The 26,368-nt window shown below is 55.5% G+C and carries 19 protein-coding genes; 10 read left to right on the top strand and 9 right to left on the bottom strand.

All coding sequences use genetic code 11. The annotated features are described in order from the left end of the window. Nucleotides 1-120 precede the first annotated feature (120 nt). The 6 genes from ACM6IR_RS17165 (at nucleotide 121) to ACM6IR_RS17140 (ending at nucleotide 12,756) form a co-directional block, all read left to right on the top strand. Nucleotides 121-1,575, top strand: coding sequence for a TolC family outer membrane protein (locus ACM6IR_RS17165; RefSeq protein WP_414908807.1), 1,455 nt, complete (start codon nucleotides 121-123; stop codon nucleotides 1,573-1,575). A gap of 79 nt (nucleotides 1,576-1,654) precedes the next feature. Further along, complete coding sequence (locus ACM6IR_RS17160; protein WP_414908806.1) at nucleotides 1,655-3,796, top strand: type I secretion system permease/ATPase; 2,142 nt, start codon at nucleotides 1,655-1,657, stop codon at nucleotides 3,794-3,796. Nucleotides 3,797-3,889: 93 nt separating this feature from the next. Beyond that, the gene (locus ACM6IR_RS17155) at nucleotides 3,890-5,305 is read left to right on the top strand and encodes an HlyD family type I secretion periplasmic adaptor subunit (protein ID WP_414908805.1); all 1,416 of its coding nucleotides are present in this window, start codon (nucleotides 3,890-3,892) and stop codon (nucleotides 5,303-5,305) included. A gap of 105 nt (nucleotides 5,306-5,410) precedes the next feature. After that, a complete protein-coding gene (locus ACM6IR_RS17150; protein WP_414908804.1) occupies nucleotides 5,411-5,977 on the top strand; it encodes a hypothetical protein in 567 nt (188 codons plus the stop codon). A gap of 246 nt (nucleotides 5,978-6,223) precedes the next feature. Next, nucleotides 6,224-6,913 carry a hypothetical protein gene (locus ACM6IR_RS17145; RefSeq protein ID WP_414908803.1) on the top strand — a complete coding sequence of 230 codons (690 nt, stop codon included), beginning with the start codon at nucleotides 6,224-6,226 and terminating at the stop codon, nucleotides 6,911-6,913. A 14-nt stretch (nucleotides 6,914-6,927) separates the two neighbouring features. Continuing rightward, complete coding sequence (locus ACM6IR_RS17140) at nucleotides 6,928-12,756, top strand: S8 family serine peptidase (RefSeq protein WP_414908802.1); 5,829 nt, start codon at nucleotides 6,928-6,930, stop codon at nucleotides 12,754-12,756. 87 nt (nucleotides 12,757-12,843) lie between these two features. On the opposite strand, the gene ACM6IR_RS17135 is transcribed toward ACM6IR_RS17140, so the two are convergent. Genes ACM6IR_RS17135 through ACM6IR_RS17125 form a run of 3 tightly spaced genes read right to left on the bottom strand, consistent with a single transcriptional unit; the run spans nucleotide 12,844 to nucleotide 16,247 of the window. Beyond that, nucleotides 12,844-13,749 carry an acyltransferase gene (locus ACM6IR_RS17135; RefSeq protein ID WP_414908801.1) on the bottom strand — a complete coding sequence of 302 codons (906 nt, stop codon included), beginning with the start codon at nucleotides 13,747-13,749 and terminating at the stop codon, nucleotides 12,844-12,846. After that, on the bottom strand, nucleotides 13,750-15,849 hold the full coding sequence (pta, locus tag ACM6IR_RS17130; RefSeq protein ID WP_414908800.1) for a phosphate acetyltransferase: 2,100 nt from the start codon (nucleotides 15,847-15,849) through the stop codon (nucleotides 13,750-13,752). Nucleotides 15,850-15,908: 59 nt separating this feature from the next. Beyond that, nucleotides 15,909-16,247: a DUF3565 domain-containing protein gene (locus ACM6IR_RS17125; RefSeq protein ID WP_414908799.1), complete on the bottom strand. Its 339-nt coding sequence runs from the start codon at nucleotides 16,245-16,247 to the stop codon at nucleotides 15,909-15,911. Between ACM6IR_RS17125 and ACM6IR_RS17120 the strand changes: the two genes are divergently transcribed. From ACM6IR_RS17120 to ACM6IR_RS17110, 3 genes are all read left to right on the top strand, one after another. Beyond that, nucleotides 16,216-16,701 (top strand): FKBP-type peptidyl-prolyl cis-trans isomerase, encoded by a 486-nt coding sequence (locus ACM6IR_RS17120; RefSeq protein ID WP_154851047.1) that lies wholly within the window; start codon nucleotides 16,216-16,218, stop codon nucleotides 16,699-16,701. The genes ACM6IR_RS17125 and ACM6IR_RS17120 overlap by 32 nt on opposite strands. A gap of 123 nt (nucleotides 16,702-16,824) precedes the next feature. After that, complete coding sequence (locus tag ACM6IR_RS17115; RefSeq protein ID WP_414908798.1) at nucleotides 16,825-17,307, top strand: glutathione peroxidase; 483 nt, start codon at nucleotides 16,825-16,827, stop codon at nucleotides 17,305-17,307. A gap of 200 nt (nucleotides 17,308-17,507) precedes the next feature. Further along, nucleotides 17,508-18,611: an NADH:flavin oxidoreductase gene (locus ACM6IR_RS17110; RefSeq protein ID WP_414908797.1), complete on the top strand. Its 1,104-nt coding sequence runs from the start codon at nucleotides 17,508-17,510 to the stop codon at nucleotides 18,609-18,611. A gap of 134 nt (nucleotides 18,612-18,745) precedes the next feature. On the opposite strand, the gene ACM6IR_RS17105 is transcribed toward ACM6IR_RS17110, so the two are convergent. Together ACM6IR_RS17105 and cysZ are read right to left on the bottom strand one after the other, a co-directional pair. Beyond that, complete coding sequence (locus ACM6IR_RS17105; protein ID WP_414908796.1) at nucleotides 18,746-19,945, bottom strand: glycosyltransferase family 4 protein; 1,200 nt, start codon at nucleotides 19,943-19,945, stop codon at nucleotides 18,746-18,748. An 85-nt stretch (nucleotides 19,946-20,030) separates the two neighbouring features. After that, complete coding sequence (gene cysZ / locus ACM6IR_RS17100; RefSeq protein WP_414908795.1) at nucleotides 20,031-20,786, bottom strand: sulfate transporter CysZ; 756 nt, start codon at nucleotides 20,784-20,786, stop codon at nucleotides 20,031-20,033. A gap of 314 nt (nucleotides 20,787-21,100) precedes the next feature. Between cysZ and trxB the strand changes: the two genes are divergently transcribed. Next, on the top strand, nucleotides 21,101-22,063 hold the full coding sequence (gene trxB, locus ACM6IR_RS17095) for a thioredoxin-disulfide reductase (RefSeq protein ID WP_414908794.1): 963 nt from the start codon (nucleotides 21,101-21,103) through the stop codon (nucleotides 22,061-22,063). Between the two features lie 172 nt (nucleotides 22,064-22,235). Here trxB and ACM6IR_RS17090 read toward each other — a convergent pair whose 3' ends face one another. The 4 genes from ACM6IR_RS17090 to ACM6IR_RS17075 all read right to left on the bottom strand — a co-directional run bounded on the left by ACM6IR_RS17090 (nucleotide 22,236) and on the right by ACM6IR_RS17075 (nucleotide 26,310). Continuing rightward, nucleotides 22,236-23,519 (bottom strand): NAD(P)/FAD-dependent oxidoreductase, encoded by a 1,284-nt coding sequence (locus ACM6IR_RS17090; protein ID WP_414908793.1) that lies wholly within the window; start codon nucleotides 23,517-23,519, stop codon nucleotides 22,236-22,238. Nucleotides 23,520-23,657: 138 nt separating this feature from the next. Further along, complete coding sequence (locus tag ACM6IR_RS17085; protein ID WP_414908792.1) at nucleotides 23,658-24,491, bottom strand: transporter substrate-binding domain-containing protein; 834 nt, start codon at nucleotides 24,489-24,491, stop codon at nucleotides 23,658-23,660. A gap of 46 nt (nucleotides 24,492-24,537) precedes the next feature. Continuing rightward, the gene (locus tag ACM6IR_RS17080; protein WP_414908830.1) at nucleotides 24,538-25,266 is read right to left on the bottom strand and encodes an amino acid ABC transporter ATP-binding protein; all 729 of its coding nucleotides are present in this window, start codon (nucleotides 25,264-25,266) and stop codon (nucleotides 24,538-24,540) included. 69 nt (nucleotides 25,267-25,335) lie between these two features. After that, a complete protein-coding gene (locus ACM6IR_RS17075) occupies nucleotides 25,336-26,310 on the bottom strand; it encodes an amino acid ABC transporter permease (RefSeq protein WP_414908791.1) in 975 nt (324 codons plus the stop codon). Nucleotides 26,311-26,368 lie beyond the last annotated feature (58 nt).

Genomic DNA, 26,368 nt, shown 5'->3' with positions numbered 1-26,368 from the left:
TTCGCTCAGCATCGGACAGGGATTACCGATTTATCGGAAATCGGCAACTGATATTTATATTGCTGCGCGGGTAATGTTCTCGTTAGACAAAATACGTCTTTTCGAACGAGCGGAAAAAGCTTGGATATTACTTTGGCTTTGAAGAGTGAAAATATGCGGTTGGTTATTAATAGTTTGGATTCATATTTGTCGCCGTGGACAATTTTAATTGTACTCACGGAAATGATTTTGTTTGTCGTCCTGTTGATATTGCCGTCGTTAGTTTTTGCGAATGTCGATGCTGGGCGCGCAACTCTGCTGGGGATCTATGAAGAAGCGCTGGTGAATGATGCCCAGCTATTAGCCGCCAGGCATCGCTATGAATCCTTCAAAGAAAAGATCCCCCAGGCTCGCGCTGGATTATTACCAATCTTGAATTCCTCGGTACGATCCGCTGCCGTGACGCAAGAGAGTTCAAATTCAAGTAGCTCCCACACTAATTCGATATTCCAGGCCAACTTAATTCAGCCCTTGTTTCGCGCGGATCGCTGGTTTCAACTGGACGCCTCAAAAGCCAGTGTGACTAAAGAGCAATTTGAGCTTCTGGCAAAAGAACAATTATTGATCCTCACTGTGGCGCAAAATTATTTTGATACCCTCCGATCGCTGGATATGGTGGCAGCGTCAAAGGCTGAAGAAACAGCCCTCCATGGTCAACAACAGCAGGCCCAAGGACGACTTGCGAGCGGTGCTGCGAGTATCAACGACGTTCTGGATGCTACAGCGGCTTACGATAACGCCAACGCAAACCGGAAGTTAGCAGAGCGCAAGGTGAATGATGCGTTCGAATACTTGTCTCGCCTAACAAACAAACACTATTCGACAATCGAAGGTATTCAGCATCAGTTGCCTGTTTTGGCGCCAGAACCCAAGGAAGCAGACGCCTGGGTAAACCAGGCGGTACAACAAAACCTAGCTTTACAAGCCAGTCAATATTCGGTAGTGGCGGCGGAACACACCCTGTTGCAACGCAAGGCTGGGTTCGCCCCCACCCTCGATGCAGTTGTCTCCTATCGCAGAGGTAACAGTGAAGCCATGGCTGGCGCTAACTATCGGGATGATATTACCCAGCGCAGTATTGCGCTTGAACTCAACATCCCCTTGTATTCGGGCGGTATGGTTCGCTCCCAAGTACGCGAAGCGAGCGAGCAATTGACGCAAATCCAATATGATAAAGAAGACCAGCTTCGTGAAACAGTAGTGGCCACTCGAAATCTGCATCGCACTGTTAATTCAGATATTGAACAGGTGAAAGCGAGACGCCAGACCATCCAGTCTAGTCGAGCGTCAGTAGAGGCAAACAACGTTGGGTGGAAGATGGGTTTTCGAAATTTCTCGGATGTTCTTAATGCGCAGCGCCAACTCTATAACGTCGTCCGAGAGTACAACAATGCGCGCTATGACTACATTCTAAATACCCTTAAATTAAAACAGGTGGCCGGTATTTTGAATTCGGCCGATTTAATGAATCTGAATGTTTATTTGTCAAGAAATTATGATTTTGAACGAGATTTTCTTCCTCCTGACAGTTTCTAGCATTTTTGGCCTGAATCGGTCGTTGGCTGTTTTTTATCAGCATTATTTAGTGTTTTATTTCGATTGACCAGGATGTCTCATGAACGAAGAAGAAAAGACTGAATCGCCAGATTCTCTTGCGGAGATCGACACTGGTGTTGCGTGTTTAGTCATGCTGGCCCGATTTTACAATGTGGTGGCGTCGATCGAGCAACTTTACCACCAGTTATCCGCTACAGCGTTCGGGCAAGCTGAGTTGCTCTTGTCGGCGCGTAAGTTAGGTCTCAAGGCTAAGTGGGTGCAAACGGTACTTTCTCGTTTGGATCGTACCCCGCTACCTGCCATTGCCACGGATCGTGATGGCTCTTTCTTTATTATTGCCAAGTTTGAAGACGGTAAAGCGCTAATACAAGACCCCCGCTCCAGCCGACCCGAAGTGATCGACCTGGATCAACTCGATGCACGATGGGCGGGGTGCTTGTTGTTGGTGCGTTCCGAATCGGCAAATCCCGGGGAGATCTCGCGCTTTGATTTCTCCTGGTTCATTCCGGCCATCATCAAATATCGCTCGCTGCTCAGCGAGATCATGCTGGTCTCTTTTGTGCTGCAACTGTTCGCCTTGGTGACGCCGCTATTCTTCCAAGTCGTCATGGACAAAGTGCTGGTGCATCACGGCTTGAGCACCCTGGATGTCATCGCCTCTGGCTTGCTGGCCGTGATGATTTTCGAGACGGCTCTCAGCAGTTTGCGCAGCTACGTATTTGCCCATACCACCAGTCGCATTGACGTGGAGCTGGGTTCTCGCCTTTTCCACCATCTGATCAAGTTACCTTTGGCCTATTTCCAGGCTCGGCGTGTCGGTGACTCGGTGGCGCGTGTGCGCGAACTGGAAAACATCCGCAGCTTTCTCACAGGCAATGCAATTACGTTGCTGTTGGACGTACTCTTTTCAGTGGTTTTCATCGTCGTGATGTATTGCTACAGCGGCTGGTTGACCTTGATCGTGCTCTTGTCATTGCCGCTATATGTACTGGTATCCATGTGTATCACGCCGCTGCTGAGAGCGAGACTACAAGACAGTTTTGCTCGCGGTGCGGAAAACCAGGCGTTTCTGGTTGAGACGGTGAACGGTATCGATACTCTCAAGTCAATGGCCGTCGAACCTCAGGTGCTGCGCCACTGGGATAACCAGTTAGCGGCCTACGTCGCGGCCTGCTTCAAGACCCAGAATCTGTCCACCATCGCCAATGAATGCGTGTCACTGATTGGCAAACTGGTCACTGTGGCGACCCTTTGGCTGGGAGCTCAACTAGTCATTGGTGGGCAACTGTCGGTGGGTGAGTTGATAGCGTTCAACATGCTTGCCGGTCGGGTATCACAACCGATCATGCGCTTGGCGCAGCTTTGGACCAGTTTCCAGCAAACCGGTGTTTCGGTTCAACGTCTGGGCGATATTCTCAATACTCCCACCGAGCTGTCCAAGGGCACACGCAGCACGCTGCCGCCGCTTAAGGGCCGTATAGAGTTCGATCAGGTGCATTTCCGTTATCGCACCGATGGCTCGGAAGTTTTGCGCGGGGTGAGTCTACGTATTGAAGCCGGTGAAGTCATTGGCGTCGTCGGTCGGTCTGGCTCAGGAAAAAGTACATTGACCCGCCTTCTACAACGGCTGTACGTCCCTGAGCGTGGCCGGGTACTAGTCGATGGTATGGATTTGGCGCTGGCTGATGTTTCATCGCTACGTCGACAGATTGGGGTGGTTTTGCAGGACAGCATGTTGTTTAACCGCAGTATTCGCGAAAATATTGCTCTGACTGAGCCGGGAGCTCCCCTCGATTCTGTGATCGACGCCGCTCGAATGGCGGGAGCTCATGAATTTATCTTGGAGTTGCCAGAAGGCTACGACACCGTCGTTGGTGAGCACGGAGCTTCACTTTCCGGTGGGCAGCGCCAACGCGTGGCCATCGCTCGGGCATTGATAGGCAATCCGCGCATTCTCATCTTCGATGAAGCCACCAGCGCTCTTGATTACGAATCGGAGCGAATCATCCAGCAGAACATGCAAACCATTTGCCGAGGGCGCAGCGTGATCATCATTGCTCACCGTCTATCAGCCGTGCGTGAAGCCAATCGCATCCTGGTTGTGGATCGAGGGCAAATCGTTGAACAGGGCTCACATACCGAACTGCTAGCCCAGCAAGCCGAGCATTACTGTCGTTTGCACCGCATGCAGCAAGGCTGAGCCACCGGTAACGCGAGACAACAATGCTCACTGCTGACCTCGTTCCATTTCAGGCAGGGATGAAAACACTTTGACTCAAGGAGCGACCTTCGCATGAGCGCAAGTCTTGAACTATTGCACCGATATCGCGATTCCTGGCGCCAGTGCTGGCGTCAGCGCCGTCAGATGGACGCGCCTGAGCGCTTGCCACATGAAGTCCAGTTTTTACCGGCAGCTTTGGAGCTCCAGGATAAGCCTGTACACCCGGCGCCTCGCGTTTTTATCTGGGGCATCATGGCGTTCGCCATACTCGCAGTGCTGTGGGCTTCAATCGGCAAAATAGAAGTGGTAGCCATTGCTTCAGGCAAGATTGTTCCCAGCGGTAAAACCAAATTGATTCAGTCCAGTGAAACGGCTGTGGTTAAAGCCATCCATGTCAGCGATGGTCAGATTGTCAGGGCGGGGGAGTTGCTTGTCGAACTCGATCCGACTTCTGCGGACGCAGACATCAAGCTCATCCAGAGTGAGCTTCTTGCAGCGCGAATTGATAGTGCACGTGGCAAAGCAATGCTGGATGCAATCAATCAGCAACAAGACCCTGAGTCCTTGATCGGTGCCATCCAGAATGCCAATCCTGAGCAAGTGCTTTCGGCGCAACGCTGGCTGCAGGGGCAGTATCAGGAGTACCGCAGCAGCCTAGAGTTGGTTGATGCGGAAGTTCTTCAGCGCAGTGCCGAAATCCAGGCCGCTCGGGCTCAGGTCGCGAATCTGCTGAAAACACTGCCGATAGCCACGCAGTTGGCTGAGGATTATCAGCGCTTGCTGAACCAGCAATACGTGGCTCGTCACGAATACCTGGAGAAAGAGCAGGCTCGACTGGATCTGCAGCGTCACTTGAGGGTGCAGCAGGCCAGCGTGCTGCAATTTTCTGCGGCTCAAACAGAAGCTCGACGTCGCCGTGAAGGCGTCATCGCCCAGACACGCAGAGCCATGCTCGATTTGCAGCAACAGTCGGATCAAAAAGTGGCCCGACTGGTTCAGGAGCTTGCCAAGGCCCGCTATCAGAAATCGCTAACACTTCTTAACGCTCCGGTGGCTGGCACTGTCCAGCAACTGGCGATTCACACCGTGGGTGGAGTGGTGACAGCTGCCCAGCCATTGATGGTAATCGTTCCAGATAATCAACCGGTTGAGGTTGAGGCTTTCCTGGAAAACAAGGATGTCGGTTTTGTCCGAGCTGGGCAGCCCGTCACGGTGAAGGTGGAGACATTTACCTTCACCAAGTATGGGACGGTGGATGGCGAAGTTATCAGTGTTTCCAGAGATGCAATCGAGGATGAAAAGAAAGGACCTGTCTACAGCAGTCGGATACGACTGAAAAACGATCACTTAGTAGTGAATGGCAATAAAGAGTTCTTGTCCCCTGGTATGTCGGTGACGGCTGAAGTCAAGACAGATCAACGCCGAGTGATTGAATATTTCTTGAGTCCGTTGCAGCAATACGCGAATGAAAGCTTGAGAGAGCGCTGAGTTTTTATCGTGCAGTAACGGCTTTTGTTAGCCAGACGGTGTGCTGTGATTTTGTTTGGTTATGTATGAATTACTTAATTCACCAGGTTTTTTGGAGGTATTTTAATGCTTAAAAAATATGCAGTTATGACGGGTTTTATAATTTGGCGTGTGTTGGTTCTTTCGTTCTCTGGGGCTGCTTTTGCAACCTGTAAGGTTCCTCCTGAGACAATGGTTGCTTATCCTTTTCAGGCTGCATTCACTGAAGATGAGTGCCATTTTGTCGCCTACAAGCAGGATGGCAAGGTAGAAGTGGTTGTTGAATACCCTGAGATGAAAATTGTAGAGGCTAGAGCAGGCTCCGATAAAGGGCGGATGACTCTTCAGTTTTGGTATCTCCCAATACCGGAAGATGGAGTAGATCACGCTGTCGTTGGTGTTCCACTTCTTAATGCAGGTCCCATTACAAGCTTTAGGGTCGGAAGAAATTGGGTCAGCACATTTTTGGGGCGCGACGGCCGAGAGGTTTATGTTAATGGGTATGAAAATATTAATAGAGTGGGGCGGAAATTTTTCATAAATATACAAGGCACTTATCAATACTCAGTGGAGCATGCGGATCTAAGAGTCATGGACGATTTTGCCTTGGATTTTTTCAAGACGATGATGGTCGGAAATTTGGCTATCAAATAAGCACTTCGCAGTAATTTCTACAGTGATGTGATCCTACAAGCAGCGAGAGATTATCGGAAGGAGCCTACAAAATTGTCGGAAGCTAGGTTGGTGACTTATAAGAGGAAGAGACTAGGCTAGTAAATATTAAAATTAATTATCTAGCAGTTGAATCTTGAAGTGGGCTTTTGAATTGGTGGTCCGTTAAATGGCGACGCTCTTGTTCGGCTGACTAAAAGTCGTGTTGAAGCACAAAGGGAAGTTTTTATGATGTTGCGGAAGCGTTTGTTGTTTTTAGTCGGAGTGATGTTTTTTTATTATTGCTCCGCAGGCGTTTCTTTAGCTGAAGACATGGTCTGTGGGAAATTGAATGGGCATGTGATCGAGGTGTCACGTAAATACAGTGCGTTTTGGCCGGAATATGAAGGTGAAAGTTCTTGGGGACAAGGCTTTATCCATAACAAGAAAGGGTGTGACGCAAACTTAGAGTCTTGGTCGATGGTCATGACATGGCCGGAGATGTTGCCAGCTGATCATGCGACTTACTTTGTACAAGCACTGAGGTTTGAAGGTGTGGATATTACGCTAAAACCTCTTCGTAGACCTAATAACGACATGAGTTATTTGCTTGATTTTTTTCTTTGGGAAACACCCGGGCAATGGAAGGAGTATGTGATTTTTGATGAAAGTCTTGGTCTGCTTTATGTGGATGGAAAAGATAGGGTTTTTGCTGAGGGTTTGAATCGGTATTACTGGCAGAACAGTGGTGGTGAGGTTTCTATCGTATTCGAATGCCTATGGTTGCCTAAGGAGAATAGACTTTATACCTGTGAGGGGGCCTATGTATTGCAGGAAATTGATACTTTGGTACGTTTCAGATTCACGCCAGAGAAGATGAAAGAGTGGAAGGCCGTCGTAGGCGCTATAAGAAAATTTGTGTTAGATAAAGTCAAATAATAAGGAGTGTGCACATGGTAAAGTTGTTGACTATCGCTGATCTGGAACATGCTCGGAATCTTTTAGCGTCGCAAGGTCCTGGCCCAATGTATGATTTTTTATCGGCTAAAGGTTACAAGTACGCAACATTAGCGAATGGCGTAGCAAAGGGTAACTCTGTCGCAGGAGAGGTTGCTATTAATTTCATGAAGCTTACCGCTACTAAAATTGGAGCACCGATATCCCCGGATGGTGTGGATGAAATTCGTGTTCAGATGGCTGGCGAGTATATTAAAACGCTGCTGGGTAAGCTCAAAGATAATAATTTTGTGCTGACTTCCGATATTAATCATAAAGAGGCTTGGACGTTTCACACTAAAGTTTTCGAAAGAAATGGCTTGCCAGCTGACGCCTGGACTTTGAACTCGGTGTTATCAATCATGAGTGAGCGCAGCCGCGAAGGGTATTGGCAAGCTGCACTCGACGCAGCAGGGAGCCTACCAGCAGAGTTGAGTCTGGCAGCCCGAACGGATGTTTTGATGTCAACAGCAAGTTCTGCCGGTACAGAACAAAACAGAATACTGGCAAAGAACTGGATTGATCGGGTCGACTCTCCTTCGGGGACATTGACTTTTTTAACCAGTGTTGCGAGCCAACTTGGAAACGCTGCAACTGGGCTCTTTGGTCCGCCTGTAGAAACGGCTGCCGGCGCGCCACCTATCAACCACATCAACATCCAAATCACCCCCGACCCAAAACCCCAACAAAAAATCCCCAACGAGAACCAGGCCCGTGAAGACGTAAACAACGGCTTCACTCAAAACTCCCCTACTCATCGCGTGTTCTTCAACGACCAAACCCTAAATAAAACCGACTTCACATCCGTCCAGCTTGGCAGCCTGGCCACTGGCGGTATTCGCCCCGGCGAAATTCAGCTTGATCCTAATGTACGTCCAAGCGACTACTTGTCGCAGTTCTACCATCATCGCCCCTCAGGTAAGGCCCCGGATTTCAGCTTGCGCAATGCAGTGACGTTGAACGGCCTGGCAGCGCTGACCACCGTGAATACGTACGTCGATCCGCTGCTGCTGGACCTGACTGGCGATGGCGTGCAAATGACGTCAATCAGCGACGGTGTGTTGTTCGATACAGACCATAGCGGCACGCTCAAGCGCAGCGGTTGGGCGGACCGAGCCACCGGGATGTTGGTGATCGACGATGACCGCGGGCAAATCAACGATGTCAGCCAGATGTTTTCCGAGTACTTCCGGGGCACTTCTGGGGCTGACGGTCAGGCGGGTCAGGCGTTGTATACAGAGGGTTTCGCGGCGCTGGCTAGTGTCGACAGCAACGCTGATCAGGTGATTGATCAGCGTGATGACATATGGAGCCAGTTGCGGGTTTGGGTCGATGCGTCTCACGACGGCAAAAGCGATGCGGGCGAACTCAAGACTTTGGCCGAGCTCGGCATCACTCAGATCAACGTCACGGCTACACCGGTCAGTGGTGATATTCGCCAGGGTAACAGCGTGATTGCACGGGGTTCCTTTGTGATCAACGGCGAGACTCGTGAAGCCTTGGCGGTCAACTTCCTGGGAGACCCGGTCAGCAGCACGCTGACGGTGGAAGGTAATGGCAGCAAAGTAGTGTCGACTACCGGCACCACCACCACGACGGCTTATGCGAGTAGCAGCGCCGCCGATGAAACCCTCGATGCAGCACAACTGGGCGTCACCAACTTGTACGCCGGTAGCGGCAATGACACCTTGACTGCTGCGTCGACGGGCAGTTGGTTGGTGGGTGGTGCTGGTAGCAACATTTATAACGGCGGAGTAGGTGACGATGTGTTTGTCATCAGCTCTTCCGACAGCTCTCAAAACATCCATGGCAACGGAGGACGCGACACGGCGATTATCGTCAGTGATGAGGGCGTTGCGCTGAACCTGGCCAAGGCCGGGTTGACCATTGCTCAAGGTGGTAGGGGCCATGATTATCTAATCAGCGGTGGCCAGTCTGGAGTCTTTATAAAAGGAGGTTCTGGAGGCGCGACATTAGTGGGCGGTGGCGGCAACGATGTATTGGTGGGTGGTGCAGGCCGCAATACCATCATCGGAGGAAGTGGTAAGGCAATCATTTTCGCGGGTCCCAAGGGCGATGCGATCATGGCGTCAGCCGCTGGCAGCATCATTCACGCCGGGGCCGGTATGGATCGGATTTACGGTGGTGCGGGTCATGATGTGATCGAGGCCGGCCACGGTAACGCGATCATTGACGGTGGCGGGGGAGTCAATCTGGTGACGCTGCATGGTAAGTACGGCGACTACATGATCAGTTCCATCGGTACCGGTTACACCGTGGTCGACAATGTCACGGGGCGAGACGGTACCCTGACCCTGAGCAATATCCAGAAGCTGAACTTCGCAGATATTTCGGCGGTGGACCTCCAACAGCCCAATGCGATGCCAGTGGCGGATGCATTAAGGGTTAATGAAGCCGGAAATGGATTTAATCGTACTCAGCCTCACCTGATTTCGGCAGCCAGCTTGATTGCAAACGATCATCGGCTCAACAGCAAGGGCAACTTGCGGATTGCTTCTGTTGACGACGCGATTGGCGGTAGCGTGAGTCTCACTGAACAAGGTGATGTGCTATTTATCCCCGATCCGCGTTTCACCGGGATTCTCAGTTTTAAGTATGACCTGGTAGATGAGGCGGGTAACCCGGCGACCTCGGTTGTGGATTTGAATACCGGCGAACTGGCACCCATGCGTGCGACCGTTACACTGCTTACGCCGGAGGTCCCGACCGACCCGTTGGCGGCAGAAGAGTGGTACTTGAATGACATCAATGTGCTGCCGGTCTGGAAGGACTACACAGGCAAAGGTGTACGCATCGGCCAATTCGAACCGGGTGGGGAGTTTTCCGCCGGACCGGAAATTTTCGATATCCAACACCCCGATTTGGCACCTAATGTCGATCAGGCCTGGCTGCAGGCGCAACGCACTGATCAGACCCTGCCAGCGCTGGTATCGAATCACGCGACGATGGTCGCGGGTGTCATGGTGGCGGCGAAAAATACGTTGGGCGGGGTCGGTATCGCCCACGAGGCAACACTGGGTGGCCATTTTTTGGCCAACAGCGGTGAAGACCTGACCGGCATGGGCAAGATGCTCGGCTATGACATTGCCAACCACAGTTGGGGGTTCACCAAGGACTTTGCCTTAAGCAATTTGCAAGGAGGGCAAATCAACACGGCAATTGCGTTGATCAGTAATGCGCGCTATGCCGCGAGTAATGGCCGAGGTGGTCTCGGAACGTTGATCGTTACCTCGGGCGGGAACAAGCGCGGGACTGGCGGTAGCTCTCAAGGCTCGCTGACCAACAACAACCGCTTTTCGATCCAGGTCGGCGCGCTCAATGCTCAGGCGGATCTGTCAACGCTGGTGGTGGGCTCGGCACCTTTCTCCAATCCCGGGGCGAGTCTGCTGGTTTCGGCTCCGGGCAGTAACGTCTGGTCCACCAGTTACAAGCTGGAAACGGAACGTGGCTCGACGTTCGGCAACGATTACAGTGCTATGCAAGGCACTAGTTTCGCAGCACCGATTGTCTCCGGTGTGATTGCCCTGATGCTGCAAGCCAACCCCAATCTGGGCTACCGCGATGTGCAGCAAATACTCGCCGTGTCTGCACGCAAGTTGGAGGACTCATCCACGCAGTGGAGCGACAACGGTGCCCGTAACTGGAATGGTGGGGGGATGCACGCCAGCCACGATTATGGTTTCGGCAAAGTGGATGCGCGGGCAGCCGTACGTTTGGCTGAGAGTTGGATGACGCAAAGCATAGGCGCTAATGAAAAGTCACTCAGTGCATCGAGTGGTGTGCTTGGGCAGGTCGTTGCAGCTGGAAAGCTCATCGCGCCTAAACTGGCCATTCAGAGTGGATTAAACATTGAACACGTGGAAGTCGATTTTGACGCTCAGGTCGGACGGTTAGGCGATCTGGTCGTCAAATTGATTTCACCCAATGGCACCCAAAGCGTGTTGCTTGACCGGGTAGGCAAGATCCCGGTGGCCGCGACAGGAGCCAACGAAGCGGACGTCGGCAGCACTCAATCGGGTGAATTTAAATACACCTTTATGTCGACCCATGACTGGGGTGAACGCGCGGCCGGAGATTGGACATTGCAGGTGACTAATACTGCCTACGGCCTGCCGGTCACGCTCAACAGTTGGTCGCTTCGACTCTATGGTGCCCAGGCTACGAGCGACGATAGCTATTTCTATACCGATGAGTTTGTCGATGCGGCTAAACGCCAGAATGCTCGCACAGTTCTCGACGATGGGCTTAATGGCACTCCGGGCGGGCGCAATACGATTAATGCCGCAGCCGTTAGCGCCGATGTCTCGATTAATCTGAGTGCAGGCACGGCATCCATCGAGGGTGTCGGCTTGACAGTGAAGAATCCCGGCACGATTCAGAACCTGCTCAGTGGTGACGGTAATGACTGGCTGGTGGCCGGTCCGTCGGACAGCTTACTTAACGGTGGTCGTGGGAAAAATACCTTGGTCGGAGGCGCAGGCAAGGACCTTTTCGTCGTTCACCGGCGTAGTGGTGGAATCGACACAGTCGTCAATTTTGATCCCGTTCGCGGTGAAGTGATCAACCTGGTCGGTTTCAAGGGTAAACAGTTCGGTGATCTACAGCTCAACCAGCAAGAGGCGGGTGTCATTGTTGAACTGGGTGAAGGGCAAACCCTTTTGCTGAAAAATCAGTTAGCCGCTGACGTAAGGGCCAGCCAGTTCAAGTTTCAGGACACGTTTTTAGCTCCGGTCTTTCCGAGTGAGATCTCTGCCGGTGAAAAAGCTACCGTTGCTCCCGAGATTTCACCCGATGCTCCGGGCACAGTGACCCTGAAAGGAGGTGCTGGAGGTGTCAGTTACTCAACTGATACGAACGGACAGTTGATCGCCTCATTGACGGGGAAGGTGTATAGCCACGATAACGAAGCATCCAATGTATTTGTCGTCGCGAAGCAGGAAGGCGTGTCGAATTACAACAATGCGATGCGGGGATTTCGCCAAGGCGTCGACAAGATTAACGTGAGTCAGACTGGCATTACCCAATTCAGCGCGTTGACGATCAGTAAGCAAAACAGGGCGACGATCAATGGTATTTCACTGGTGCACGGTGTGGAGGTTAGCGCGGGAATGTCAGGCTCTGGCCCCAAGGTCAAATTGCTGTACCTGGATGCGCTTGAGGTTTCTCAATTGAATGCGGCGGACTTTATATTTGCCTCACCCAGCCCCCAAGCTGAAGTGAAGCCGGATTCGGTATTGGTGCCAATCACTGAAAGTCTGACAACCGGCATATCGCCTACGAGCGAGTATGAGCAGCGCCTGAGTCCCGAGCGTATTACCCGGTTAGTGCCGTTGCTGGAAATAGACCTTCGGCCATCTAAGATTGAAAGCAGCAGAGAAATTCCACTTCGCCCGAGTCCAGTTATCGATAGAGTGCCTTTCCGGTTGAGCGACTATTTTTCAACGCGGGATGAGATTTCTTTTAAGCCCATCGTGTTTGAACCGGTCGATTGGAAAAACACAGAGCTGAGCTCTTTTGAACGGAATCGACCAACGACCTCATCGATAGAAGATCGAATTCTTTCGGGTAGCAGATTACTGGACACCCTTAAAATGCCCACCATGCCGGTTGGAAGGGAGCAGAGTCGCAGCGCTTTCATGCAACAAGACGCTGATCATTTGGTACAAGCGATGGCGACATTCGCTCCGACTAATTCGGCAGCTTTGTCGTTCATGCCGATGGAGCCAAAGTCAGTGGATCCCGTGTTAGCGGCGAGTGTTGGCTGAGTACCCGTCTTAATTTCGTCGAGAACAGCAACCAAGCCGCCTCTGCTCCTTAAGATGCAACATCGAAAAGGTGAGGTCTCTGGCGGCTTATTTCCTGGCGGGATACTCCCGATGCATCTGCCCCAGCAACGCATCCTTGTCTTCCCACAACTGATTGATCCACCCCTGAAACTGCAATCGATACTCCCCATCCTGGTCGTAATTCTTGCCAATGAACTGGGGCGGAATCTTCAGCTCCTGGAAATGCACCACCACATCCGCAACGTTCCCACAGAGCAAATCCCAATACCCCGGACGCCCACCCGGGTAGTGAATGGTCACGTTGACGATCGACTCCAGCTGCTCACCCATCGCATCCAGCACAAACGCAATGCCGCCAGCCTTGGGTTTCAGCAGATACCGGAACGGTGATTTCTGCTGTGCATGCTTACCCTCGGTAAAGCGCGTGCCTTCGACAAAGTTGAAAATACCGACCGGGTTGTTGCGGAATTTGTCGCAGGTCTTGCGGGTGGTTTCCAGGTCTTTGCCTTTTTTCTCCGGATGCTTCTCCAGGTAGGCCTTGGAGTAACGCTTCATGAACGGAAAGCCCAACGTCCACCAGGCCAGACCAATCACCGGCACCCAGATCAACTCTTGCTTGAGAAAGAACTTCAGCGGCTGGATGCGACGGTTGAGCACGTATTGCAGCACCATGATGTCAACCCAGCTCTGGTGGTTGCTGGTAATCAGGTACGAGTGCTGATAGTCCAGCCCTTCAAGGCCGCTGAGGTGCCAGCGGGTGCGACAGACCAGGTTCATCCAGGCTTTGTTGTTGCTGATCCAGGCTTCATGGGTATGGCTCATCAGCCAGCGCGTGAAACGTTGGGTGAGGGCGAAGGGCAACACTTTGAGAATCGCCACGCAGAACAGAAACGAGCAAAGCAAAATCGTATTCAATGCCAACAACAACGATGCAATCACGCCACGCACGGCGGCAGGCAGAAAATCCAGCATTTAAACATCCAAAGGTCGGTTGGCAGCTTGAATCGCGGTCAATGCGATGGTGTACACGATGTCATCGACTTGCGCGCCGCGCGGCAGGTCGTTCACCGGTTTGCGCAGGCCTTGCAGCATCGGCCCAAGGCTCACGCAGTCGGCACTGCGTTGCACGGCTTTGTGCGTGGTGTTGCCGGTGTTCAGGTCGGGGAACACGAACACCGTGGCGCGACCGGCAACCTGACTGTTCGGCGCCAGTTGCCGTGCGACGGTTTCGTTGGCGGCGGCGTCGTACTGCAATGGGCCGTCAATCAGCAGCGAGTTTTGCTGTTCGTGGGCGAGCAACGTCGCTTCGCGCACTTTCTCGACTTCCTCGCCGCTGGCCGATTCGCCGCTGGAATAGCTGATCATTGCCACGCGTGGCGTGATGCCGAAGGCCGCCGCCGAATCAGCGCTTTGCAGGGCGATCTCGGCCAGCTCGCTGGCGCTCGGGTGCGGGTTCATCACGCAGTCGCCGTAGACCAGGACTTCTTCGGGAAACAGCATGAAGAACACCGACGACACCAATGTGCAGCCCGGTGCCGTTTTAATGAGCTGCAGGGCCGGGCGAATGGTATTGGCGGTGGAGTGAATGACCCCCGACACCAGGCCGTCGACTTCATCCAGCGCGAGCATCATGGTGCCGATCACCACGGTGTCTTCCAGTTGCTGCTCGGCCATCGGTGCGTTGAGGCTCTTGCTTTTGCGCAGGGCGACCATCGGTTCGACGTAGCGTTCGCGAATCAGGTCCGGGTCGAGAATCTCCAGCCCCGGCGGCAACTCGATACCTTGAGCGCGGGCGACCGCTTCAACGTCCGCGGGCTTTGCCAGCAACACGCAACGGGCAATGCCACGTGCTTGGCAGATCGCCGCCGCTTGCACGGTCAGCGGCTCGCTGCCTTCGGGCAACACGATGCGCTTGTTGGCGGCCTGGGCGCGCTGGATCAATTGGTAGCGGAACACCGCTGGTGACAGGCGCATTTCCCGTGGCGTGCCGCAGCGTTGATGCAGCCAGTTGGCGTCCAGATGGCTGGCGACGAAGTCGGTGATGATCTCCGCGCGCTCGCGGTCATCGATCGGGATTTCCTTGTTCAGGCCGTTCAACTGGTTGGCGGTGTCGTAGGAGCCGGTGCTCACCGACAACACCGGCAAGCCAGCCTGCAAGGCGCCACGGCACAGGTCCATGATGCGCGGATCGGGCAGGGTGTCGCTGGTTAGCAGCAGGCCGGCCAATGGCACGCCATTCATGGCTGCAAGACTGACGGCGAGGATGATGTCGTCACGGTCGCCAGGGGTCACCACCAACACGCCGGGCTTGAGCAGCTCCACGGTGTTGCGCACGGTGCGGGCGCAGATGATGATGCTGGTCATGCGCCGGGTTTCGTAATCACCGGCATTGAGGATTTGCGCGCCCATCAGGTCGGCCACATCGCGGGTGCGCGGCGCGTTCAGTTCCGGCTGGAACGGGATGCAGCCCAACAGACGGAAATCGCCGCTGCGCAACAACGGTGAGTGTTCCTTCAGGCGTGAAGCGAAGGCCGCCATGCTTTCGTCGGTCTTGACCTTGTTGAGGATCACACCGAGGACTTTCGGGTCTTTCGGACCGCCGAACAATTGCGCCTGCAACTCCACGCGGCCGGAGAGTTCGCTCAGTACTTCATTTTCCGGCGCCGAGACCAGTATCACGTCGGCGTCGAGGCTTTTGGCCAAATGCAGATTGACCCGTGCGGCGTAACTGGCGCTGCGGGTAGGAACCATGCCTTCGACAATCAACACGTCCTTGCCGATGGCGGCTTGCTGATAAAGCGTGATGATTTCTTCGAGCAGCTCGTCGAGCTGGCCGTCGCCGAGCATGCGTTCGACATGCGCCAGGCCCAACGGCTGAGGCGGTTTCAAACCGTGGGTGCGGGCCACCAGTTCGGTGGAGCGTTCCGGCCCGGTATCGCCCGGATGTGGCTGGGCAATCGGCTTGAAAAAACCGACTTTAAGGCCGGCCCGCTCTAGGGTACGCACCAGCCCGAGGCTGATGGAGGTCAGACCCACACCAAAATCGGTGGGGGCGATAAAAAAAGTTTGCATGCGGATTCTCTGGAGGTGCATGGCAATGGCGATCATCTATATCTGACGATCTACCCAAATCAGTCGTCAAGGTTATCGCTAACCGAGCCCTGTGCGCACCAACCGCAATCAAAGGGCTGGCCTATTTTTTCAATACGTTGCGCGGGGTCCAGGACCCAGGAGCGCGATTGCCAGGGTGGCTGGTGTCGCAGGTGCTGGGTATGGCCGCAGGATAGCTCGGCCACCCAATGCCCGTCCTCGTCCTGATGAAAGCCTGTGACCGTCGGCCGTTTCGCCGCGATCCGTCTGTCCGGGTTGTGTTCGCTTTCGGGCGATGGCTTCGCTAAACTTGGTCTTTCTTCATTCTTATGCAAAAGGTCTCGCCCCATGCTGATCGCCGCCAATAAGGCTGTCTCCATCGACTATACCCTGACCAACGACGCTGGTGAGGTCATCGACAGCTCAGCCGGCGGCGCGCCGCTGGTCTACCTGCAAGGCGCAGGTAACATCATCCCGGGCCTGGAAAAGGCTCTGGAAGGTAAAGCAGTCGGCGACGAGCTGACCGTAGCCGTTGAACCTGAAGATGCTTACGGCGAATACGCTGCCGAACTGGTCAGCACCCTGAGCCGCAGCATGTTCGAAGGCGTCGACGAACTGGAAGTGGGCATGCAGTTCCACGCTTCCGCTCCGGACGGCCAGATGCAGATCGTCACCATCCGCGATCTGGACGGCGACGATGTCACCGTCGACGGCAACCACCCGTTGGCCGGTCAGCGCCTGAATTTCCAGGTCAAGATCATCGACATCCGTGAAGCCAGCCAGGAAGAAATCGCTCATGGTCACGTCCATGGCGAAGGTGGCCATCACCACTGATTTTCTGCGCTAAGCTTTCGAGAACTGGAGAGGCGCCTGAGGGCGCCTTTTTAGTCCGCGGCTGTCCTTGGCGGCACCGCCAAGAGGCTGTATCGAGAAGAACACGGGAATTTGGAGTTCGTCATGAGTGCTTTCCACGACCTTAAATTGACAACCCTGGATGGTAAGGAGCTTCCTCTGGCGCCCTTCAAAGGGCACGTCGTGCTGGTGGTCAACGTCGCCTCCAAATGTGGCTTGACCCCACAATATGCGGCGCTGGAAAACCTCTACCAGCAATACAAAGGCCAGGGCTTCAGCGTGCTGGGCTTGCCGTGCAACCAGTTTGCCGGGCAGGAACCGGGCACCGAGCAGGAGATCCAGGAGTTCTGCAGCCTCAACTATGGCGTGACCTTTCCGTTGTCCAGCAAGCTGGAAGTCAACGGCCATGATCGTCATCAGTTGTACCGTCTGCTGGCGGGCGAGGGGGCGGAATTTCCGGGGGACATTACCTGGAACTTCGAAAAATTCCTGCTGGGTAAGGACGGGCGTGTGCTGGCCCGATTCTCCCCGCGCACGGCGCCGGATGATCCAACCGTGATTCACGCGATCGAAAAAGCGCTGAGCTGACATCCCCCCCTCTGTAGGAGCGAGGCTTGCCCGCGAAGGCGGTCGGTCAGTCGACATCATCGTTGACTGACATGACGCCTTCGCGGGCAAGCCTCGCTCCTACAGTTTTGATCCTTAATCACCAAAATCAATAGTGCTGTTCAAGGCGTGCAACTCTTCATATTATCGCCGTCATAAAGTCATCTCCCGTGGAGCGTCCCATGCCCGTTAAAGCCCTATTCAAACCGTTCCACCTCGGCACCCTCGATTTGCCGACCCGCGTCGTCATGGCGCCGATGACTCGCTCCTTTTCGCCGGGTGGCGTACCCAATTCCAAAGTGATCGAGTACTACCGTCGTCGCGCGGCCGCCGGCGTTGGCTTGATCATCACCGAAGGCACCACCGTCGGGCACAAGGCTGCTAACGGTTACCCTAACGTGCCGCATTTCTACGGTGAGGCGGCGTTGGCGGGCTGGAAGAAAGTCGTTGATGCGGTGCACGCCGAAGGCGGCAAGATCGTTCCGCAACTGTGGCATGTCGGCAGCGTGCGTCGTATTGGTACCGAGCCGGATGCCAGTGTGCCGGGTTACGGCCCCTCGGAAAAACTGAAGGACGGTCAGCTCGTGGTTCACGGCATGATCCGGCAAGATATTCAGGACGTCATCGCCGCGTTCGCCCAGGCCGCGAAAGATGCCCAGAGCATTGGCATGGACGGTGTGGAAATTCACGGCGCCCACGGCTATCTGGTCGATCAGTTCTTCTGGGAAGGTAGCAACCAGCGCACCGACGAATACGGCGGCAGCCTCGCCAACCGTTCGCGCTTCGCCATCGAATTGATTCAGGCCGTGCGTGCTGCGGTCGGTGAAGGCTTCCCGATCATCTTCCGTTTCTCCCAGTGGAAGCAGCAGGACTACACCGCGCGCCTGGTGCAAACCCCGCAAGCCTTGGGCGAGTTCCTCAAGCCGTTGTCCGACGCAGGCGTGGACATTTTCCACTGCTCGACTCGCCGCTTCTGGGAGCCGGAGTTCGACGGTTCCGAACTGAACCTGGCAGGCTGGACGCGCAAATTGACGGGCAAGCCGACCATCACCGTGGGGAGCGTTGGCCTTGATGGCGAGTTCCTGCAATTCATGGTCAACACCGACAAAATCGCGCAGCCGGCCAGTCTGGAAAAACTGCTGGAGCGTTTGAACAACGATGAGTTCGATCTGGTAGCGGTGGGTCGTGCGCTGCTGGTAGACCCGGACTGGGCGCAGAAAGTGCGTGACGGTCGCGAGGAAGACATCCTGCCGTTCAGCCGTGAGGCGCTGATGACGCTGGTTTAAGTAGCGCCTTGGCAGGCCCCTTCGCGGGCAAGCCGAATCGTCGCACCGCTCGCTCCTACAGGATATGCGTCGTTCTGATCGACTCAAATCCGTAGGAGCGAGCGGTGCGACGATTCGACTTGCCCGCGAAGCTCTTATGGCAACAACGCCGCATTAGTCAGTGCCTGCCCCTGCACACAAGCCCCACGCAACTGCCCTTCAAACTGCTCGATAATCGCCGCCCAACCCTGACGACTCGCGTGCTGGCGCGCATTGAGCCTTATGCAACGCAAGGTCTCACGCTCCTCCAGCAACCACGCGGCTGCATCGCAGAACGCCTGTTCATCCCCCGGCATCGCCAGCACGCCATTGTAGCCATGGCGAATATGCTGAGCCGCGGCTGCCTGATCGTACGCCACCACACCCAATCCCGACGCCAGCGCCTCAAGCACCACGTTGCCAAAGGTTTCGGTCATGCTCGGAAATAGAAACATATCCCCCGACGCATAGTGGCTGGCCAAGGTTTCGCCACGTTGCGACCCGCAAAAAACCGCCTCGGGCAGTTCCGTCTCCAGTGCCGCCCGTTGCGGACCGTCACCGACCACAATCAATTTCAGTTTTCGCTGTGGATAAGTGGCTTTCAGCGTGTTGAAGCAACGCTGGAGCAGACACAGATTTTTCTCCGGGGCCAGACGTCCTACGTGGATAACGGCAACGTCGTCATCATCCAGGCCCCAACTTTCCCGCAGGGAAGCTAGACGTTTGGTCGGGTGAAACAATTGGCTGTCGACTCCGCGGGACAGCAAAGCCAGACGCTCGAAATGCCGTCGCTCCAGTTCCATTCTTTGGCTCACGCTCGGCACCAGGGTCAGCGTCGAACGATTGTGAAACCAACGCAGGTAATGAGTCAGCATGCGAGTCAGCAGTCCCAGCCCATACTGGCGGGAATACTGCTGAAAATTGGTGTGAAAACCGCTCACCACCGAAATCCCCAATCGCCGTGCCGCACGCAACGCAGACAGCCCCAGCGGTCCTTCGGTGGCAATGTAGAGCACGTCCGGGCGATGACGCTTCCAGCGGCGCAGCAGCTTGTGCATCGACGACTGACCCCATTGCAATCCCGGATACCCCGGCAACGGCCAGCCCCGGCACAGCAATAACGCGTCGTCGCTGCCCGTTTGCTGGTCACAACCCTGACGTGGCCGCACCAGCTCGACCTTATGCCCGCGCGCGCGCAAACCGTCACACAAGCGGCCGAGGGTATTGGCTACGCCGTTAATTTCCGGTGGGAAGGTTTCGGTGATCAGGGATATATGCAGAGCTGTCGTCATGACATCAGTGTCGGCTGAGGTCATGTCGCCGGTGTGACGAGGGGATGATGGATTTGTGACGATGTTTTGTTCGCCACGCTCTCCATTTTCCGGGGCTCACATCACACTTTCAGCGCCGCTCCACCACGAGGGCTTCTGCGCCGCGCTCGCGCACCCAAAACAACGTCGCCCCGGCCACAGCCGCTGGCATCATCAGAATGTTGACCACCGGAATCAGCAGCGCCAGATAAACACTTCCGCCGAAACTCATGCTCTGCCAGCGTTTCTGCCGCAGCCAGGCGAGCATTTCGTTCCAGCCGAGCTTGTGGTTATCCGCCGGGTAGTCGATGTACTGGATCGCCATCATCCACACCCCGAACAGCAGCCACAGCGGCGCGGCAACAATGTTCACCACCGGAATGAACGAGAGGATGAACAGGCCGATGGCACGAGGCAGGAAATAGCCGAGTTTGCGCATCTCCCGGCCCAGAGTGCGGGGAATCATGGCGATCAGCTCGCCCCAGCTGAAGGTCGGGAAGTCGTCGGTGCCACGCACCACCACTTCGACTTTCTCCGCGAGGAAGCCATTGAACGGCGCAGCAATGACGTTGGCGAGCATTGTGAAGGTGAAGAACACCATCAACACCACCAACACCACGAACAGCGGCCAGAGGACGTAACTGAGGAAACTCAGCCACTGGGGCAGAGACGGCATCAGCGCATCGACCCACATACTGAACTGGTGGCTGGCCAGATAGATCAATCCGACGAACAGCACCAGATTGATTGCCAGCGGTAATAGCACGAACAAACGCAGACCAGGACTCAGGACCAGTTTGAGGCCTTCGCGAAGGTATTGCGGGCCGGACAGAACGGGGGCGGGCATAACGTGCTCCGAACAAAGGGAAAACGCGCCGACCTTACCGGCTTTACTCGAGGTGCGAAAGCGCGGCAGCGGCATCGACATTAACTGTAACAAAGGCGTCTTTATATTCTCTGCATGGGGATAGAGAACACCTATGAGCTGGATTGTTAAACCGTATTTCCTTAATCTTCGCCCCCTCGATACGCTGCACCCATTCTTTTTCAGGACTGTCGGGTTTAAGCCTTCCTCAAGTGCTTTCAACGGTCCTTTTTTATTCCCGCCGGCAACCCGGCGTTCCGCGCCCGGTGTTCAGGGCCGGTCAACAGGAGCAGGTCATGTCTGAAGTTCGTCATTCGCGAGTGATTATTCTCGGTTCCGGCCCTGCCGGTTACAGCGCTGCGGTCTATGCTGCCCGTGCCAACCTCAAGCCACTGCTGATCACCGGTATGCAAGCCGGCGGTCAACTGACCACCACCACCGAAGTCGACAACTGGCCGGGCGACGTCCATGGCCTGACCGGCCCGGCGTTGATGGAGCGCATGAAAGAGCACGCCGAGCGCTTTGAAACCGAGATCGTTTTCGATCACATCAATGCCGTGGACTTCGCTGCCAAGCCGTACACCCTGACCGGTGACAGCGCGACTTACACTTGCGACGCCTTGATCATCGCCACCGGCGCCAGCGCTCGTTACCTGGGCCTGCCATCGGAAGAAACGTTCATGGGCAAAGGCGTATCGGCCTGTGCGACCTGCGACGGTTTCTTCTATCGCAACAAGCCAGTGGCCGTGGTGGGTGGCGGTAACACCGCTGTCGAAGAAGCGCTGTACCTGGCCAACATCGCCAGCACAGTGACCCTGATTCACCGTCGCGAAACCTTCCGCGCCGAGAAAATCCTGATCGACAAGCTCAATGCCCGGGTTGCCGAAGGCAAGATCATCCTGAAGCTGAACTCGACGCTGGACGAAGTCCTGGGCGACAACATGGGCGTGACCGGTGCGCGTCTGAAAAACAACGACGGCAGCTTTGACGAGCTGACGGTCGACGGCGTATTCATTGCCATCGGCCACACCCCGAACACCTCGTTGTTCGAAGGTCAGCTGACATTGAAAGACGGCTACCTGGTGGTGCAGGGCGGCCGTGACGGCAACGCTACTGCGACCAACCTCGAAGGCATCTTCGCGGCCGGTGACGTGGCTGACCACGTTTACCGTCAAGCGATCACCTCGGCCGGCGCTGGCTGCATGGCCGCGCTGGACGCCGAGCGTTACCTCGACGACCTGCAGAACGCCAAGTTCTGAGATCGTTGAAATAAGAAAACCGGCCTCGGCCGGTTTTTTTGTGTCCGTTGATCAGAGATGCCTGCCGACCCCGCCCTCTGTGGGAGCGAGCCTGCTCGCGAAGGCGTCGGCAACCAAGCAGGCCCACCGCTTTCGCGAGCAGGCTCGCTCCCACAGGGGAAGTATTGCGTCCTCATCCCTTTAGCCGCTCCTGGACGTAGTCCATGACCTTCAACGATTGATAAATGGCATTGGCCGCCACCCGTCCGAACGGCCCGCCGTTCCAGTCCAGCAAGTACGGCTTGAACAACTCATAACGCGCGCTTTCCCCGCACACGGCTTCGGCAATTACCCGGCCGCCGATTGAACCGGTATTCAACCCGTGGCCGCCAAATGAAGTGCAGGCCCATACACCGGGTTCCAGCAATCCCAGATTGGGCATTTTGTTGGTGGAATAGCCCATCAGGCCGGACCAGGCCAGCTCGATTTTTACCGGCGCCAGTTGCGGGTAGACCGACACCATGTCGGCCTTGAGCATCGCGGCCAGGGCTTTTTCGTTCTGCTCGTTGCGGGTGGTGATGCGTCCGCCCCAGAGCAGACGGTCGCCCTCGACGATGCGGTAGTAGTCCGAAGCGCGGCGATCATCGGAGAACGCGGCACTGGAATCGAGGACGCTTTTGATCGAGTCGCCCAGATGTTCGGTCAACACCACATACGTGGCGATGGGCAGGTAGGCGCGGCTGAGTTTTTTCAGTTCCGGGCCGCCGTAACCTCCGGCGCAGAACACCAGGTCCTGACAGCGCACACTGCCATGAGCCGTGTTGACGATTTTATCGGCGCCTTCACGATGCCAGGCGAGCATTTTTGAGTGTTCGAAAATCTTGCTCCCAGCCGCTTCAACGGCCAAAGCCAGGCCCAGACAATAATTGAGTGGGTGAAAATGCATGGCATTCGGGTCTTCGACACCCTGGAAATAACGCAAGGTGTGCGCCCGGTCGCGGACCTGGGCGGTGTCGAGAAAATTGAGTTCATAGCCGAAGTCGCGCAGCATCGTATCGATGTGGTTTTTCACGCCGACGCCATCGTCGTAGCGTTTGACACGAATCGTACCGGCGGAAGGTGCGCAACCGGGCAGGGCCAGTTCGGTGATGTTGCGGCGGACGATTTCCACACCCTCCACCGACATCTGGAATAGCGCCCTGGCCTGTTCCAGCCCCAGTTTTTTGCGGATCGCCCCAGAGCCTTCGGCCCAGCCCGGCGAGACCACGCCGCCATTGCGGCCGGACGCGCCCCAGGCCACCTGATTGGCCTCAAGGATGATCACGCTTTTGCCGCGGCGGGTCAGTTCCAGAGCGGCAGTGAGGCCCGCGATGCCGGCACCGATGATGCAGACATCGCAGGTCTGGTCGGTGTTCAATTCGGACCTGGCCGCTCGGGGCAGCGAGGTTTGGGAGTACCAGGTGGTGGGAAAGGACATGGTCAATCCTTGAAAAATCGTGTTCTGTGGGAGCGAGCCTGCTCGCGAAAAACTCAAGGGCGACGCGTGCATTCAGATAGCCCGCGTCATCGTTAACGTTCTTCGCGAGCCGGCTCGCTCCCACAGGTGGGGCGATGGTTATTTGATGGTCGAGTAGTCGACGCCATACCACTTGTCCGACAGCTTGGTCAGCGTGCCGTCCTTGTGCATGGCCGCGATGATTTCACCGAGCTTGGCCTTGAGTTCCGGGTCGCCCTTGTCGGTGGCCACGGCCAGCGGCTCGTAGAACACTACAGCGTTATCGACGGCCCGCAGCGGGTAACCCTTCTTGACGGCCGCGTCCAGCGTGCTGCGTTGAGTGAGGATGGCATCCAGACGGGTACCGTCGCCCAGGCGCAGATCGTCCAGCGGTCCGACGGAGCCGGAGTAAGTTTTCATTTTTGCAGTCTTTACGTCATAAACGACCGGCGGAACGTCAGTGGTTTCAATCGCCAGCGCCTGGCTGAAATAGTCCTCGGACGTGGTGCCGCCTTCGACGCCAATGGTTTTGCCGTTAAGCGCTTTGTGGTCAGTGACCGAAGATTTGTTGTGCACGGCAAAGACGTAGGGAACGTAGTAATAGGTCCCGGGGAAATCGAGGATTCGCGCGCGGCTCTTGGTCGCGGTCATCGAGCCTACAGACACGTCCCAGCGGCCGTTCCACTTGCCGGCGGTAATCACATCCCAGTCGGGCGTAATGAACTTGGCCTCGACGCCGAGACGCTTGGCGATCTCCTTGGAAACGTCGATATCGAAACCGTCGATTTCATTCTTGTCATTGATAAAACCCTGGGGTGGCCAGGTCGCCGAAGTGGCGACGGTCATCGTCTTGCTGCTCTGGATCTTGTCCAGCACTGCACCGGCATTGGCAGCACCGACGAACAACAGTGACAGTGCGGCGGCGAGGGTAATTGCGCTTTTTCTTCTGACCATGTCCATCTCCATGTCTCGTTATTGTTTTATGGGGGCAAAGCGGTCTTCAGTGACCGATGATTTGCGACAGGAATTTCTGCGCACGTTCGGTCTGTGGGTTGTTGAAAAACTCGGCTGGGGAGGCTTGTTCGATGACCTGGCCCTGGTCCATGAACAGCACGCGGTCAGCAACCTTGCTGGCAAAACCCATCTCGTGGGTCACGCAAATCATGGTCATGCCGTCGGTGGCCAATTCGCCCATTACGTCCAGCACTTCGTGGACCATTTCCGGGTCCAGCGCCGAGGTCGGCTCGTCGAACAGCATCACTTTTGGATTCATGCACAACGCCCGGGCGATCGCGACACGCTGCTGCTGGCCGCCGGACAATTGCGACGGGTACTTGTGCGCGTGTTCGGCGATTCGCACGCGTTCGAGGTAAACCTGGGCGCGTTTTTTAGCCTCGGCGGCCGACACGCCTTGCACCAGTTGTGGTGCCAGGGTCAGGTTGTCCATCACACTCAGATGCGGAAACAGGTTGAAGCTCTGGAACACCATGCCGATTTCGCTGCGCACGGCGCTGACACTTTCCGCTGCGCTGGTCAGCGTGATGCCGTTGACCTGGATGTGGCCTTTCTGAAAACTTTCCAGGTGGTTGATGCAGCGAATCATCGTCGATTTTCCCGAACCCGACGGTCCGCACACCACCAGGATTTCACCGCTGGCGACGTTCAGGTCGACATCGCGCAAAGCGTGAAAATTGCCGTACCACTTGTTCAGGCCGGTGATCGAAATCATCGAAGGGCTGACCTGCGCAGCAGGGGTCAGGTCGAGTCGTTCAGCTGTATTGGTCCGAGTCATCACGCATCAACCCCTTGCAGTGGATCGGTTGACCCGTTTTTCGATTCGCGCCTGCACCCGTTCGAGGATGAACGACAGGGCCCAGTAAATCATCGCGGCAGTGATCAGCATTTCCAGGTGGCGAAAGTCCGCGCGGCCCTGGGTCTTGGCCAGGTACATCAGTTCCCACACGCCGATCACCGACACCAGCGAACTGTCCTTGAGCATCGCAATGAACTGATTGCCGGTGGGCGGGATGATCACCCGCAAGGCTTGCGGCATGATCACCCGGCTCAGGGTTTTGAACGGGCTGATATTCAGGGCCCGTGAAGCTTCCCATTGGCCGACCGGAATGCTCTGGATACCGGCACGGAAAATCTCGGTCATGTAGGCGCCGTAGCACAGCGACAGCGCGAGAATGCCGGCCGGTACTGCGTCGACCACATAGCCCAGTTGCGGCAGTCCCAGGTAAATCAGGTAGATCTGAATCAACAGCGGCACACCGCGAAAGAACGAGGTGTAGAACGAGGCGAGGGCATTGGCCAGACCGTTGTTCGACAACTTGGCCACTGCACCGATCAACGCCAGCACGAAGGCAAATACAATCGCGACGGCGGAGATGTAGAGCGTGGTTGCAGCGCCCTGGATGATGAGGAAGCCGATCTTGTCGAGAATGAAACTGTAGGAGAGGTCGAAGGTGTCGAAGAACGCCATAAACAGGATCAGCAGTTCGATCCAGACCACCGTGGTCTGCACCTTGAACTTCAAGCGTCCGAGGATGTGAAAGTTCAGCGTGCCCAGTACGGCGATTAACAGGCCAATGGCAATGTTGCGAGCGGTCAGGCTGTCCGGGGCATCGCCCAACAGTGGATGCAGGAAATGACTGAGGGCGCTGTTCCCCAGGTTCATCAGGTAGGCGCCGAGGAACAACACCACGGCTACGCCAAGCAGGAATTGAGGATCATTGGACTTTTTTTTATAAATTATATTGTCGTGATACATGAAGGCCTCAACGTTTAGGTGGTGTCGGTCTCGCTAGATGAAGTGTGTGTTTGGCAAG

It is taken from the genome of Pseudomonas sp. IT-P253 (assembly GCF_949768125.1).
Lineage (GTDB): Bacteria > Pseudomonadota > Gammaproteobacteria > Pseudomonadales > Pseudomonadaceae > Aquipseudomonas.
Note: the sequence above shows the minus strand (reverse complement) of the source record. Positions and strands in the feature narration are given on the sequence as shown.